The 15,037-nt window shown below is 53.7% G+C and carries 11 protein-coding genes; 6 read left to right on the forward strand and 5 right to left on the reverse strand.

Translation table 11 applies throughout. The annotated features are described in order from the left end of the window. Positions 1-789, reverse strand: a complete 789-nt coding sequence (locus AC1DUO_RS18455) for a YtjB family periplasmic protein (RefSeq protein ID WP_013577096.1) — start codon at positions 787-789, stop codon at positions 1-3. Positions 790-1,023: 234 nt separating this feature from the next. Here AC1DUO_RS18455 and serB point away from each other — a divergent pair, with 234 nt between their 5' ends. From serB to AC1DUO_RS18480, 5 genes are all read left to right on the forward strand, one after another. Beyond that, positions 1,024-1,989, forward strand: coding sequence for a phosphoserine phosphatase (serB, locus tag AC1DUO_RS18460; RefSeq protein WP_013577095.1), 966 nt, complete (start codon positions 1,024-1,026; stop codon positions 1,987-1,989). A gap of 20 nt (positions 1,990-2,009) precedes the next feature. Then, positions 2,010-3,392, forward strand: coding sequence for a DNA repair protein RadA (gene radA, locus AC1DUO_RS18465; RefSeq protein ID WP_013577094.1), 1,383 nt, complete (start codon positions 2,010-2,012; stop codon positions 3,390-3,392). 72 nt (positions 3,393-3,464) lie between these two features. Then, positions 3,465-4,724, forward strand: a complete 1,260-nt coding sequence (gene nadR, locus AC1DUO_RS18470; protein ID WP_013577093.1) for a multifunctional transcriptional regulator/nicotinamide-nucleotide adenylyltransferase/ribosylnicotinamide kinase NadR — start codon at positions 3,465-3,467, stop codon at positions 4,722-4,724. Positions 4,725-5,070: 346 nt separating this feature from the next. After that, positions 5,071-6,609: a DUF3300 domain-containing protein gene (locus AC1DUO_RS18475; RefSeq protein ID WP_015690482.1), complete on the forward strand. Its 1,539-nt coding sequence runs from the start codon at positions 5,071-5,073 to the stop codon at positions 6,607-6,609. A gap of 17 nt (positions 6,610-6,626) precedes the next feature. After that, a complete protein-coding gene (locus tag AC1DUO_RS18480) occupies positions 6,627-7,484 on the forward strand; it encodes a DUF2950 domain-containing protein (protein ID WP_013577091.1) in 858 nt (285 codons plus the stop codon). Between the two features lie 69 nt (positions 7,485-7,553). Here the strand turns inward: AC1DUO_RS18480 and AC1DUO_RS18485 are convergent, their stop codons facing one another. After that, positions 7,554-8,555, reverse strand: a complete 1,002-nt coding sequence (locus AC1DUO_RS18485) for a zinc-binding alcohol dehydrogenase family protein (RefSeq protein WP_013577090.1) — start codon at positions 8,553-8,555, stop codon at positions 7,554-7,556. Positions 8,556-8,655: 100 nt separating this feature from the next. On the opposite strand from AC1DUO_RS18485, the gene AC1DUO_RS18490 reads away from it, so the two are divergent. Then, positions 8,656-9,564, forward strand: coding sequence for a LysR family transcriptional regulator (locus AC1DUO_RS18490; protein WP_013577089.1), 909 nt, complete (start codon positions 8,656-8,658; stop codon positions 9,562-9,564). Between the two features lie 64 nt (positions 9,565-9,628). On the opposite strand, the gene ettA is transcribed toward AC1DUO_RS18490, so the two are convergent. The 3 genes from ettA to AC1DUO_RS18505 form a co-directional block, all read right to left on the reverse strand. Beyond that, positions 9,629-11,296: an energy-dependent translational throttle protein EttA gene (gene ettA / locus AC1DUO_RS18495; protein WP_015690481.1), complete on the reverse strand. Its 1,668-nt coding sequence runs from the start codon at positions 11,294-11,296 to the stop codon at positions 9,629-9,631. Positions 11,297-11,499: 203 nt separating this feature from the next. Continuing rightward, positions 11,500-12,180, reverse strand: coding sequence for a transcriptional regulator RcsA (gene rcsA / locus AC1DUO_RS18500; RefSeq protein WP_119262122.1), 681 nt, complete (start codon positions 12,178-12,180; stop codon positions 11,500-11,502). Positions 12,181-12,503: 323 nt separating this feature from the next. Then, positions 12,504-15,037 (reverse strand): cation-transporting P-type ATPase (locus tag AC1DUO_RS18505; RefSeq protein WP_477988243.1); only part of this gene is annotated, 2,534 nt, incomplete at its 5' end.

Consider the following 15,037-nt stretch of genomic DNA (forward strand, 5'->3'; position numbering starts at 1 on the left):
TCACTTCGGTCTGCTGCGTTTCAGGCTGCGGTAAGCGGCTTGTGCGGCTTCTTTCGTTTGCGCTTCGGTGGCAGGTTTTGCCGGCGCGACCTCAGATTCCGGCTCGGGAATGTTCAGCACCGGCGGCGGGCCGAATTCATCCGGCTCTTCTTCCTGTTCATCATCTTCTTTCACCGGTTTGCTGGCGGTCAGCAGGAACGGAGATTGCTGCCAGCGCGAACGGCGGCCTTGCAACAGGGTGCGGGCCAGAATAATACCGACGCCCAGCGCGGCGAGCATCATCAGACGCAGCAGGTTGGTGGTGTTATCCACCTGTTTGGATTCTGTCGCCAGCACGTGCGTATCCAGCGTAATGCGTAAAAATCCGCTCGGACCGTTTTTATCTTCGATCGGCACCACAATCTGATGATTGAAGTAGCTGCCCGCACGTTTGCCATCCAGCGACAAACGGTCGCGAACCGGCACCTGTTCACCGGCATGCGCCACCAGAGAACCGTCGGACTCATAAACACTGGCGTCAAGAATGCGACTGCTATCGGTAAGCTGACTCAAAATAGTGGAAATTTGTGCGATATCAGCGCCATCATTGTCGCTGTCCATCAGTGGCGCGAGGGAAAACGCCACCTGTCTGGCGAGCGTCTGAGCAAGCTGTTCCACCTGCGTTGAACGGGCCAGTTGGTGTCCCAGACTGAAATAGGATGCGCCTTGCATCAGGATGACTAATAATGCCAGACTTATCAATACGATAGCTGCTCTGTGCAGGCGAAATTTAAGTTTGGCCTTGGCCATTCTGTTTCCTTGCGTATTTCGATGACTTTATGTTGCCAGAAGCCGCTACGATAAGGTAGCTTGATGCCAGTTTTTACCCGGCATCCTTCAAGCTGCTGCTTTCATTTATACCGGTCACTGACCCGTGTCAGTTCCCGGAGGTGCATTCAGTTGCTGCCTTGAGTCAACTGAATGATTTTGGGTAAATCGTGATATTTGTTTTTCTTAATGCCATAACGCCCTACAGGAGCCATCATGCCAAACAGTCTGACCTATTGCGATCTTCCTGCGGAGATCCACCAATGGCCGGGACTTCCCCTTTCACTGAGCGGTGACGAAGTCATGCCGCTGGATTACCGGGCGGGGCATACCGGATGGCTCCTTTATGGAAGAAAACTCGATAAGAAGAGTATTACGCTGTTCCAGCGCCGGTTAGGCCGCGCGTTGGTGATTGTGAGCGCCTGGGCAGTCGAAGGTTATCAAGTTGTGCGTCTGGCCGGTTCACTCACCGCTGATGTACAGCTTCTCGCCGAATCCTTTGAATTTGATGTTGCTCAGCTGGGGAAAGTGCCGTATCTGCGTGCACCGGGTCTGCTGGTTATGGACATGGATTCTACCGCGATTGAGATTGAATGCATCGATGAAATTGCCAAACTGGCTGGCGTCGGTGAGCAGGTGGCTGAAGTCACTGAGCGCGCCATGCGCGGCGAACTGGATTTCGCCGCGAGTCTGCGTCAGCGCGTCGCGACACTGAAAGATGCGGATGCCAGCATTCTCCAGCAGGTGCGTGAAACCCTGCCGCTGATGCCGGGCCTGACCGTCATGGTTCAGCGTCTGCAGGAAGCGGGCTGGCATGTGGCGATTGCTTCCGGTGGTTTTACGTATTATGCCGAATACCTGCGTGATCAGCTGAATCTGGTCGACGTGGCCGCGAACGAGCTGGAAATCCGTGAAGGTAAACTGACCGGCCGTGTGATCGGGCCAATCGTCGATGCGCAATATAAAGCAGATACCCTGCTGAAACTGGCGGAAAAACTGGGTATTTCCCATGAGCAAACCGTCGCCATCGGTGACGGCGCGAATGACCTGAAAATGATGGCGGTAGCGGGCATGGGCATTGCTTATCACGCCAAACCGAAAGTCTACGAACAGGCCGCAGTATGCATCCGTCATGCCGATCTTCTTGGCGTTCTCTGCATTTTAAGTGGTAGTCAGTCTTAATCAATACAAAGAGGTAAGTTGTGGCAAAAGCAGCAAAACGTGCATTTGTGTGTAATGAATGTGGCGCAGACTATCCGCGCTGGCAAGGGCAGTGTAGTGCCTGTCAGGCCTGGAACAGCATTACTGAAATCCGTTTGGCCGCTTCTCCGACTGTAGCGCGTAATGAACGTCTCACCGGTTACGCCGGTGATGCGGGCGTCAGCCGCGTACAGAAACTTTCTGATATCAGCCTTGATGAACTTCCGCGTTTCAGCACCGGTTTTAAAGAGTTTGACCGTGTATTAGGCGGCGGCGTAGTGCCGGGCAGTGCGATTCTGATTGGTGGTAACCCCGGCGCAGGTAAAAGTACGCTGCTGCTGCAAATTCTGTGTCATCTCAGCGAAAACATGAAAACCCTGTACGTCACCGGGGAAGAATCTTTGCAGCAGGTGGCGATGCGTGCACACCGTCTGGGTCTGCCGACGGCTAACATGAATATGTTGTCGGAAACCAGCATCGAGCAAATTTGCGAAATAGCGGATAAAGAACAGCCGAAACTGATGGTGATCGACTCCATTCAGGTGATGCACATGGCGGATATCCAGTCGTCGCCGGGGACGGTTGCGCAGGTGCGTGAAACGGCGGCTTACCTCACCCGTTTCGCTAAAACGCGCGGCGTGGCGATCGTCATGGTCGGCCATGTCACTAAAGACGGTTCACTGGCGGGGCCGAAAGTGCTCGAGCACTGTATCGACTGTTCCGTGCTGCTCGACGGCGATGCTGATTCGCGTTTCCGTACGCTGCGCAGCCACAAAAACCGCTTTGGTGCCGTGAACGAACTGGGCGTATTTGCCATGACCGAGCAGGGATTGCGTGAAGTCAGCAACCCGTCGGCGATTTTCCTCAGCCGTGGCGATGAAATCACCTCCGGCAGTTCCGTGATGGTGTTGTGGGAAGGGACGCGTCCGTTGCTGGTTGAGGTTCAGGCGCTGGTCGATCAGTCGATGATGGGCAATCCGCGTCGTGTGGCGGTCGGTCTTGAGCAAAATCGTCTGGCGATATTACTGGCCGTGCTGCACCGTCATGGCGGCTTGCAGATGGCGGATCAGGATGTGTTTGTTAACGTGGTCGGCGGCGTGAAAGTCACCGAAACCAGTGCTGACCTGGCGCTGCTGATGTCGCTGGTGTCCAGCCTGCGTGACCGTCCGCTGCCGCAGGATTTAGTGGTGTTCGGCGAAGTCGGGCTGGCGGGGGAAATTCGCCCGGTACCGAGCGGTCAGGAGCGGATCACCGAAGCGGCGAAGCACGGTTTTAAACGCGCCATTGTGCCGCACGCCAACGTGCCAAAAAAAGTGCCCGCCGGTATGCAGGTGTTTGGCGTCAAAAAACTGGCTGATGCGCTGGCGATCCTCGACGATTTGTAACGGTTAACCGCTGTCGCAGCTCAGTGCCTTTGTGCTATTTTTTGTTTAGTAAAAAAAACCTGAGGACAAGGCATGTCACAGTTCGACTATCTAAAAACCGCGATAAAACAACAGGGACGCACGCTGCAACAGGTGGCCGAAGCCAGCGGGATGACCAAGGGTTATCTCAGCCAGTTGTTGAATGCAAAGATAAAAAGTCCCAGCGCCCAAAAGCTCGAGGCGTTGCACCGCTTTCTGGATCTTGAGTTTCCCCGTCGCGAGAAGAATATCGGCGTGGTGTTCGGTAAGTTTTATCCGCTGCACACCGGCCATATCTATCTGATCCAGCGCGCCTGCAGTCAGGTTGATGAACTGCATATCATCATGGGCTATGACGAGCCGCGTGATCGCGAGCTGTTTGAGAACAGTTCGATGTCTCAGCAGCCTACAGTCAGCGACCGCCTGCGCTGGTTATTACAGACCTTCAAATACCAGAAAAACATCCGCATTCATGCCTTTAACGAAGAGGGGATGGAGCCGTATCCGCACGGCTGGGACGTCTGGGGCCGTGGCATTAAAGAGTTCATGAGCCAGAAAGGCATTGAACCCAATACCATTTATTCCAGCGAAGAAGCTGATGCGCCGCAGTACCGTGAACATCTGGGTATTGAAACGGTGCTGATTGACCCGAAACGCTCCTTTATGAATATCAGTGGCCGCCAGATCCGTCAGGATCCGTTCCGTTACTGGGATTATATTCCGACAGAAGTGAAGCCGTTCTTCGTGCGTACCGTGGCGATTTTAGGTGGCGAATCCAGCGGAAAATCCACGCTGGTCAACAAGTTAGCCAATATCTTCAACACTACCAGCGCCTGGGAATATGGCCGCGATTATGTTTTCTCGCATCTTGGTGGCGACGAAATGGCGCTGCAATATTCAGATTACGATAAAATCGCGCTCGGTCAGGCGCAGTACATTGATTTCGCGGTGAAATATGCCAATAAAGTGGCGTTTATTGATACCGATTTTCTGACCACGCAGGCCTTCTGCAAAAAATATGAAGGGCGTGAGCATCCGTTCGTGCAGGCGCTGATGGATGAATACCGGTTTGATCTGGTTATCTTGCTTGAAAACAATACACCGTGGGTCGCTGATGGCCTGCGTAGTCTGGGAAGTACGTCTGACCGGATGTCTTTCCAGAACCTGCTGATCGACATGCTGAAACAGAACAACGTCGATTATGTTCACGTTGAATCATCGGATTATGACCAGCGTTTTCTCGAATGTGTGGAGCTGGTGCAGAATATGCTGGCAGCAGATACCAGCCGGCTGAATGAGCCGCCTGTGAGCTGATCAACAAGCAGCAATAAGAAAGCGTGTGTTCTCCGGAATACGCGCTTTTTTATTATTCACACTATGAATATTTTATATATTATTTATCTCTCACAATTATTAATTAATTGATCTGATTATCTTTTCTGGTCATTTTATTAATTCAGTTTGTAACACTGTAAAATTAAATATCCTTATTATTCATTGGATTGTGTGTGTGCTTTTTTTAAGGCTTTTTATTGCGCATTTTATGCGTAAATCCCTGACATGAAATAAAAATACAGTGGCGGCCGTTGAGTTTTATTTATCCGATTATACTCATTCAATCTGCCTCTCATTCCCGCTGAGGCTTTCTAAGGTGATCCGAATGAATTTATCATTCAAGCCCTGGGGTATCGCAGTATTGTGCGGCGCAGGGGCATTTGCTCTGGCCAGTGTGATGTTTATACAAGGCTGGCTTCCGGTCAGCAGTCAGGCCGAAACCACGGCGCAGACTGCGCCTCCGCCTGCATCAGCCGCCGTTCCTCCGCCAGCAGCCCCGGTTCCTGCACCCGTTGCACCTGCGGCATTTACACAAGCTCAGCTCGACCAGTGGGTGGCTCCTGTTGCGCTTTATCCTGACAGCCTGCTTTCACAGGTACTCATGGCATCGACTTATCCCACTAACGTGATTCAGGCAGTACAATGGTCACGCGACCATCCGCAAAACCAGGGCGACGCTGCCGTCGCTCAGGTGGCGAATGAGCCGTGGGATCCGAGTGTGAAATCGCTGGTGGCTTTCCCGCAATTGCTGGCGCTGATGGGAGAAGATCCGGCATGGGTGCAGAATCTGGGTAACGCGTTTCTGGCACAACCGGACGACGTGATGAATACCGTGCAGAAATTCCGTCAGGTGGCACAAAGCAGCGGGGCACTGAAAAGCACGCCGCAGCAGACCGTGACAGTCAAACCTAAACCGGCGGCACAAAGCAGCTCAACCACTGTGGTGAAAAGTGCGCCTGCGCAGCAAACCATCGTGATTGAGCCAGCGGATCCTCAGGTTGTTTACGTACCGAGCTACAACCCGAATGTGGTGTATGGCGCATGGCCGACACCAGCCTATCCGCCGGTGTATCTGCCACCTCCTCCGGGACAGCAGTTTGTTAACGGTGTGGCGTCTGGCATCGGGTTTGGTGTCGGTGTGGCAGCGACTTATGCCATTTTCGGTAGTATTGACTGGGACGATGATGATCATCATCACGATGATTATGATCATCACGGTGGTTCGCAGAACAATTATGTCAATGTGAACGTCAACAATTACAACCGTATCTCGGGCAACAATAATGGGATCAACCCTGCTGGAAATGCGAATACCACGGGCTGGCAGCACAATCCGACCTACAACGCAGGGCTGCCAAATCACGGCGCAAACCTGAACGGTGCGACACAAAACCAGGTGCTGAGCAAGGCGGCGCAGCGTAATAACTATCGTGGTTTCGACAACAACGCGGTCGGGCGTAACAACGGCGGTGTGCAGAATCAAAATGTGGATCAGCGCCGTCAACAGGCGGCATCGGTGATGAATCAGCATCAGAATACGCTGCAGACACAGGGGCATACCCAGCAGCGAAACCTGCCGCATTCAGCACCGGCTGCCGGTATGCATAATCCGGCCAGTCGTCAGGTGCCGCAGCACCAGCCACTGTCTCAACACAATGCTAAGCGCCAGCCAGTACAGCAAATCAACCAGCATCAGCGGCAGAATCTTAATGCATCACGCAGCACGGCATTCAGCGGTAACTCCAGCCGCGGGCCGTCGTGGCAACAGCAGCAATCGCGGGGTAATCAGAGCCGCGAGCATATGCGGAACTTCCAGCAGTCACGCCCTGCCAATACTGAGCCAGCTCATTTGCACCGTCGCTAGACTGACGAGGAAAAGTCATGAAGAGATTGCGTAATTTTTTAATTTCCACAGGTCTGATGTTGCTGCCTTTAACCGGTTTCGCACAGCAGACGTTCACCACCCCGGAACTTGCCGCGCAGGCACTGGTAAAAGCCATTGAAGCGCACGATGATGCGTCTATGCAAAAGCTTCTCGGGAATAACTGGCAGGAGTATCTGCCGCCAAAAGAGGTGGATCCGGATGAGGTGGCGCGTTTTCTGCGTGACTGGCATATCAGCCATAAAATCGCAGAACACGGCGACACCGCACACCTGAATGTCGGGCCGGAAAACTGGCAGTTGCCGATCCCGATGAAACACACGGCGCAGGGCTGGTCATTTGATATGGCCGCCAGTGCCGCCGAAATCGAAACCCGTGCTATTGGCCGCAATGAGCTTTCCGCCATTCAGGCGGTTTCCGCTTACGCCGATGCGCAGCACGAATATCAGCAGATTGCCGGGCAATATGCTCAGCGCTTTATCAGCACGGAAGGCCAGCATGACGGCCTGTACTGGCCGGTGAAACAGGGCGAAGCGCCCAGCCCGTTAGGTCCGGCCTTTGGCAATGATCAGCCGGGATCGGATTATCACGGCTACTTTTACCGCATCCTCACCGCGCAGGGCGCAAACGCCAGCGGCGGAGCGTACAGTTACATCGAAAATGGCAAGATGACCAAAGGTTTTGCGCTGATCGCCTGGCCGGCGGTTTACGGCCATACCGGCGTGACCAGTTTTATGATCAATCAGCAGGGCGAGGTATATCAGCAGGATTTAGGCGAGCATACCGACGCTGCGGCAAAAGCGATCACGGCGTTTGACCCCGATGCCAAATGGCAAAAAGTGGACGATGGCGAATAGGGGACATACGTGAATGAAAAAGCCCCGCCATGAAAGTGACGGGGCTTTTCTTTTAAAGCGGCATCGTGCTTAGAAGGCGACGACGACTTTACCTTGCATATGGCCGTCGAGCACTTTGGCATGGGCGGCTTCGATGCTTTCCACTGTCAGGCCAGAAAGGGTTTCACTCAGTGTGGTTTGTACTTTGCCTCCATCAACCAGCGCCGCGACCTGCTTAAGAATTTCGCCCTGTTCGGCAATATCCGGCGTGGTAAACATGCTGCGGGTGTACATCAGTTCCCAGTGCAGTGCGGCACTTTTCAGCTTCAGTTTATTCATATCCAGCGGATGTTCATTTTCAACGATGGTACAGATGTGGCCCATCGGTGCGATCAGATCAGAGATCGCTTCCCAGTGACCGTCGGTGTCATTCAGGCACAGAATGAAATCCACCTGTCTGATGTCGTGTTTGGCCAGTTCACCTTTCAGATCTTTATAGTTCACGGTCAGATCCGCACCGCGATCCAGACACCATTGTGCGGATTCCGGACGCGAAGCAGTGGCAATAACTTTCACTTTGCTGCGCAGTGACGCGAACGGGATCGCAAGCGAACCCACGCCACCGGCCCCGCCGATGATCAGCAGGGTTTTATCGGCAGACGCGTCCTGAATTTTAAGGTGCTCGAACAGTGCTTCCCAGGCGGTCAGCGTGGTTAACGGCATGGCAGCGGCTTCAGCCCAGTTCAGGCTTTGCGGTTTGACGGACACAATACGTGAGTCGATCAGTTGTTCTGTCGCGTTGCTGCCGGAGCGGGTGATATCCCCGGCGTACCAGACTTCATCACCGGCTTTGAAGTTTTTCACTGCGCTGCCGACGGATTTGACGATGCCGCTGGCATCCCAGCCCAGCACTTTTGGCGCGTCCAGACCGCTTTTTTGCACGCCTTTATGCACTTTGGTATCGACCGGATTGATCGACACGGCTTTCACTTCCACCAGCAGGTCGTAATCCTTTGCGACGGGTTGTGGCAATTCAACGGCGATAAAGTGGGCCGGATCTTTCGGGTTTACGGCAATAGCTTTGATTGTCATGTTCTCTCTCTCCGTTAGGTATACAGACAGTCTAGTCCTCCGGCGGGAAGCTGATAAGATGGACAATAACTAACAAAGTGTTCGTCTGAGGTGAACAATCATGTTTAAGCAGTTGCAGGATATGGCACTGTTTGCGCTGGTGGCGGAGTGTGGCAGCTTCACACAGGCCGCAAGCCGCGCAGGATTGCCCAAATCGAGTGTCAGTCATCGCATCAGCCAACTGGAGAAGTCCGTCGGCCTGCGGTTGCTGAACCGCACGACGCGACAGCTTAATCTGACGTTCGCCGGTGAACGCTACCTGATCCACTGTCAGGAGATGATGCAGGCCAGCGAACGGGCAGAACTGGCCATCCGCCGTTTACGCGATAACCCGAGCGGACGGCTGCGGATCACCAGTCCTGCGGGGCTCGGCGCGACGTTGCTGGCGCGCATGAACGTTGAGTTTCAGAAGCGTTATCCCGATGTGTCGCTGGAAGTCTCCGTTTCCGATGCGCTGGTCGATCTGGTGCAGGAAGGGTTTGATATCGCGCTGCGTACGGGTAAACCACAGGATTCCTCGCTGATTGGCCGCGAACTGGGGCACAGCCCGCGTTACCTGCTGGCTTCGCCGGCGTATCTGGCGCAGCATCCGTCTCTGGATTCGCCGCAGCAACTGGCGTCGCATCACTGTATCGCGCACCGGGCGTGGTCGGAATGGGTGCTACATCGCGGCGACACCTGGCACCGCTGGCTGCTGCCTGCGGCGCATACCACCGACAATTTGTTGTATGCGCGGGAATGCGCGCTGGCAGGCGCAGGTATCACGCTGTTACCGGCATTTTTATGCCATGACGAAGTGGCGAAAGGCACACTGGTGCGCGTGTTACCGGAATGGGAAGCGGAAGGGAATGATCTGTATCTGGTCTATCCGGGACGAAAACTGAATTCTCCGGCACTGGCCTGTTTTATTGAGTTTATGCTGGAAGAATACGGCTTTGCGAAGAGTTACAGCGAGGCGCTGGCAGGCTAGATTTCAGTGAATTGAAGGCATAAAAAAGGCCCGTTTCCGGGCCTTATATTCAGGCGAAAGATGATTACTTGATCATCTTTTTGTACTTGATGCGCTTCGGTTCTAACGCTTCAGCACCTAAAGTACGTTTTTTGTATTCTTCGTATTCGGTGAAGTTACCTTCGAAGAATTCGACTTTACCTTCATCCTGATAATCGAGGATGTGCGTCGCGATACGGTCGAGGAACCAGCGGTCATGGGAAATGACCATCGCGCAGCCAGGGAACTCCAGCAAGGCGTTTTCCAGCGCGCGCAGGGTTTCGATGTCGAGGTCATTGGTCGGTTCATCGAGCAGCAACATGTTACCGCCAACCTGCAGCAGTTTTGCCAGATGCAGACGACCACGTTCACCACCGGACAACTCGCCAACGCGTTTGCCCTGATCAACACCTTTGAAGTTGAAGCGGCCCACATAGGCGCGGCTTGGCATTTCAGTGGTGCCGATGCGCATGATGTCCTGACCACCGGACACTTCTTCCCATACGGTTTTGCTGTTATCCATGGAATCACGGAACTGATCCACAGAGGCCAGTTTCACGGTGTCACCCAGCTCGATGGTGCCGCCGTTCGCTTCTTCCTGACCTGACATCATACGGAACAGCGTGGATTTACCGGCACCATTCGGGCCGATAATGCCGACGATTGCGCCTTTCGGCACGGAGAAGGACAGGTCGTCGATCAGAACGCGATCACCGTAAGACTTGCTCAGGTTTTTCACGTCGACAACTTTGTCGCCCAGGCGCGGACCCGGTGGAATGAACAGTTCGTTGGTTTCGTTACGTTTCTGGTATTCGGTGTTGTTCAGCTCTTCAAAGCGTGCCAGACGTGCCTTGCCTTTAGACTGACGGCCTTTCGCGCCCTGACGAACCCACTCCAGCTCTTTCTCAATAGACTTACGACGGGCCGCTTCAGAAGACGCTTCCTGCGCCAGACGTGCATCTTTTTGTTCCAGCCAGGTGGAGTAGTTACCTTCCCACGGAATACCTTCACCGCGGTCAAGTTCCAGGATCCAGCCTGCCACGTTATCGAGGAAGTAACGGTCATGGGTAATCGCCACAACGGTGCCTTCGAAGTCATGCAGGAAGCGTTCCAGCCATGCCACGGATTCGGCATCCAGGTGGTTGGTCGGTTCGTCGAGCAGCAGCATGTCCGGCTTTTCGAGCAGCAGGCGGCAAAGTGCCACACGGCGGCGTTCACCACCGGACAGGTTTGCCACTTTCGCATCCCAGTCCGGCAGACGCAGCGCATCGGCGGCACGTTCGAGCTGGCTGTTCAGGTTATGGCCATCATGTGCCTGAATGATTTCTTCCAGTTTGCCCTGTTCGGCCGCCAGTTTGTCGAAATCAGCGTCCGGTTCGGCGTACAGCGCATACACTTCATCGAGACGTTTTAACGCGCCAACGACTTCAGAAACGGCTTCTTCCACGGACTCACGCACGGTGTGTTCCATGTTCAGTTGCGGTTCCTGCGGCAGATAACCGATTTTCAGATCCGGCTGCGGACGTGCTTCACCTTCGATGTCAGTATCGATACCGGCCATGATGCGCAGCAGGGTGGATTTACCTGAACCGTTCAGACCCAGAACACCGATTTTGGCGCCAGGGAAGAAACTCAGGGAGATGTTCTTAAGAATATGACGCTTCGGCGGAACAACTTTGCCGAGGCGATGCATGGAATATACGTATTGAGCCACGTTGTTTTGAGCCTCTTTCTCTGCGGGCCGCGCGCTGTCTGCGAAGGGCAGGCGCTGCGGCAAATTAAAGCCAGCCCCGCCTGATTGCGGCATGACTGATAAGGGTTCCGACTGCGAAGTTTAGCGTGTTTCAGTCGGGTTCCCAACCATCAGGTTCACAGTAAGGCAAGAATGTTGCTGGCGGGCGGCAGGTGGCGGAGAAATCAGCCGAACGGAATGGTGAATTCATCCGTTTCGCGGTCCGGGCGCAGTGGCTGAATACGCCCGACAAACATCCCGGACGTCAGAATATCGGTGAGTTTAACAACATGATAAATAGCCTGTTTATTCTGAGTTTTTACTTTACGCTTGATATTGCCTTTGTGTGACGCCACCGTTTTTTGCTTGATATTCAGGTGCTGAGAAATGTTTTGCGTGTTCAGCCCCGACATCCACATTTTCAGAATACTGGATTCAGTCCGGCTCAGGCTGACCGGCGTGAGATCCAGCGGTTGTTCCGTTTCTGCCGAGCGCGCCAGCAGCAGGTTATGGGCAATCAACTGATAAATAGTGGCTGTCCGGATGGATTTTGACAAAATAATGATGTTTTTACGGATCGGCACATAGTTCTGATAATTCAGGTTTTCCTTGGAAATGAAAACAAAAAAAAGCGTACCGGGATGCGCGTCGATCACCTCCCGCAGAACGTGACCTGATTGCGCATCAGACGTAAAGCAATCTTCATTCACGAAGATGATTTCAGGCGTCAGGGAATTGCACGTCGCTTGCAGTTCGTCGATGTCCTTAAGCGAAAGAATATCTTTCGGATGTTGTCCGTTTAATTGCAATAGCGAATGCAATGCCAGCTGTGTGTAATAGCACTTATCTACAATGAGCGATGACATTGTGTGTTACCTGTTTGTTGGCCTTTGTTTGACTGCGGTACAGCCAGAGAGCTCGTTTTTATAAAACTGATCGTATAGCGATGGGGCATTCCCGTAAAAGTTGCCGGACGCTGGCAAAACTAACATTGCTGTGAGAAGGGATGCCCCTGGAGAGAGTAATAAGGCGGTAAAGAATTGATGTAAATCAGCAGAATGGGCTTTGGGACGTTTTGTGAGATCTTTGAGACGAATTGAGCGGGGAAAAGACTAAAGTTTCAGAATTGTGACGTTTTTTATGTGAAAAAGCCAGGTTACACAAGGTAACCCGGCATAAGCATAAATCGTCAGACTTTCTTGCGGATGAAGCGGTTAACCAGCCATTTCTCGATTTCGACGATCACGAAGATCATCGCGCCAACCACCAGCGTGATACCCCAGAATTTCAGTGGCATCGGCACGGTGCCAAACAACCGGTTCATGACTGGCAGATAAATCAACGCCAGTTGCAGGAGCAGTAAGACACCGGAAACAATCCATAACCCTTTGTTGACGAACACTTCGCGCGTCAGCGGGAAACGGTCCATTACGCGGCAGTTAAACATATACACCCACTGCGCGGTGACCAGCGTCTGTAACAGCACGGTACGGATCAAATCGCTGCTGTAACCACGCGGTTGCATCCAGGCTTCCAGCACAAAGGCACTGCAGGCAATCAGAATACCCACGAAGGCGATACGCCAGACAGCATGCAGGTCGAGAACGTGCTGACCCGGCGCGCGCGGACGGCGCCTCATCATGCCTTTCTCACCCGGCTCAAAGGCCAGACCGAAGGACAGCGTGGTCGACGTCGCCATGTTCATCCACAAGATCTGAACCGGCGTTAGCGGGATGACTGCCCCGGCCAGAATGGCCAGGATAATCAGTAGTCCCTGCGCGAGGTTAGTCGGCAGAATAAACAGAATGGTTTTCTTCAGGTTGTCGTAAACGCGACGACCTTCCCTGACCGCGCTGGCGATGGTCGCGAAGTTGTCATCGGTCAGCACCATGTCAGCGGCTTCTTTGGTAACTTCGGTGCCTTTGATCCCCATCGCGATACCGACGTCAGCTTGTTTCAACGCGGGCGCATCGTTGACACCGTCACCGGTCATTCCGACCACTTCACCGGTATCCTGTAACGCTTTTACCAGCCGTAATTTATGCTCGGGACTGGTACGGGCGAAAATATCATACTGGCTGGCGGCAGCGGCCAGTTCTGCATCATCCATATGCTCGAGCTGGTAACCGGTGATGGAATCACTGCTGTTGCCAATCCCTAACATTTTGCCGATGGCCATCGCGGTTTCCTGATGGTCGCCGGTGATCATCTTCACGCGGATCCCGGCCTGCTGACACTGGGCAATCGCATCAATGGCTTCCGGGCGAGGGGGATCCATCATGCCAGCGATACCGACAAAAATCAGACCCTGTTGCAGATGGCTATGGTTCAGGTCGCCACCGATTTCCGGCTCATCTTTCAATGCCGCAGCGACCATGCGCAGACCCTGACGGGCATAGCGCGCCATCTCTTCTTCCCAGTATTCCCGGCGGAAAGGCTGCACGCCGTTTTCGGTCAGTTCAAACGAGGCTAAAGAGAACAGTACGTCCGGTGCGCCGGTCACGAACAACCGGGTTTTGCCGTTGATGCGTTGCAGTGTCGACATGTATTTGTGTTTGGAATCGAACGGGATTTTATCCAGCGGCTCGACTTTGCCGGTATTCAGGTTTGATTTCGCCGCCAGCACTTTCAGTGCGCCGGAAGTCGGCCCGCCGGTAATGCCCCAGTGGCCTTTATCGTCCTGCATCAGTTGGCTGTCGTTGCATAAATCAACTGCAGTGATGAAGGTATTGAGCACCGGTGTATGAGTGACATCAATCTGTTGCCGGGTTTGTGCGTCAACAATCCGGCCTTTAGGCTGATAGCTTTCGCCTTCAACCTGATAAGCGCGGTCTGCCAGAATGACGGCTTTCACAGTCATTTCATTCATGGTCAGCGTGCCGGTTTTATCCGAGCAGATAACCGTCATGGAGCCGAGTGTTTCGACTGTCGGCAGCTTGCGGATAATGGCGTGATTACGCGCCATCGACTGCACGCCAAGGGAGAGAATAATCGAGATAATCGCCGGTAAACCTTCGGGAACCGAAGCCACGGCCAGGCTAATCAGCGACAACAGCAGTTCGCCCAATGGCATATCGCGCAGGATAAAGGCGAAGACAAACAGGAACGCCATCATCAGCAGAATCAGGGCGAAAATGCCTTTGCCCAGTTTGTCGATTTGCTGCAACAGCGGGGTGCGCTGCGGCGTAATCGACGACATCATCTGGTTGATGTGACCCAGTTCGGTGTCTTTACCTGTGGCATAAACCACACCGGTTGCGGTGCCGCCACTGATCATGGTGCCGGAGAACAGCAGGTTGTGGCGGTCGCCGATCATGACTTCATCGTCAATGACCTGTGCGTTTTTCACCACCACGGTGGATTCACCGGTCAGAATGGCTTCTTCGACCTGCAGGTTATGCGCGCTGACAATGCGCAAGTCCGCCGGGATTTTATCTCCCGGGCGCAACTGCACGATATCACCGGGCACCAGCTGGTCGGCATTGATGGTTTGTATCTGTCCGTCACGCATGACAACTGCCTGACTTGACAGCATATTCTGAATGCTTTTCAGCGATTTCTCAGCGCTGTTTTCCTGCAAAAAACCGATCAGCGCATTGATGACGGCCACGCCCAAAATCACCAGCGTGTCGACCCAGTGTCCCATGGCACCGGTCACGATGGCAGCCGCGAGCAGGATATAAATCAGGACATCATTGAAGTGCGCCAGAAAACGCATCAGGG

This window comes from Rahnella sp. P4_A8, from assembly GCF_056402435.1.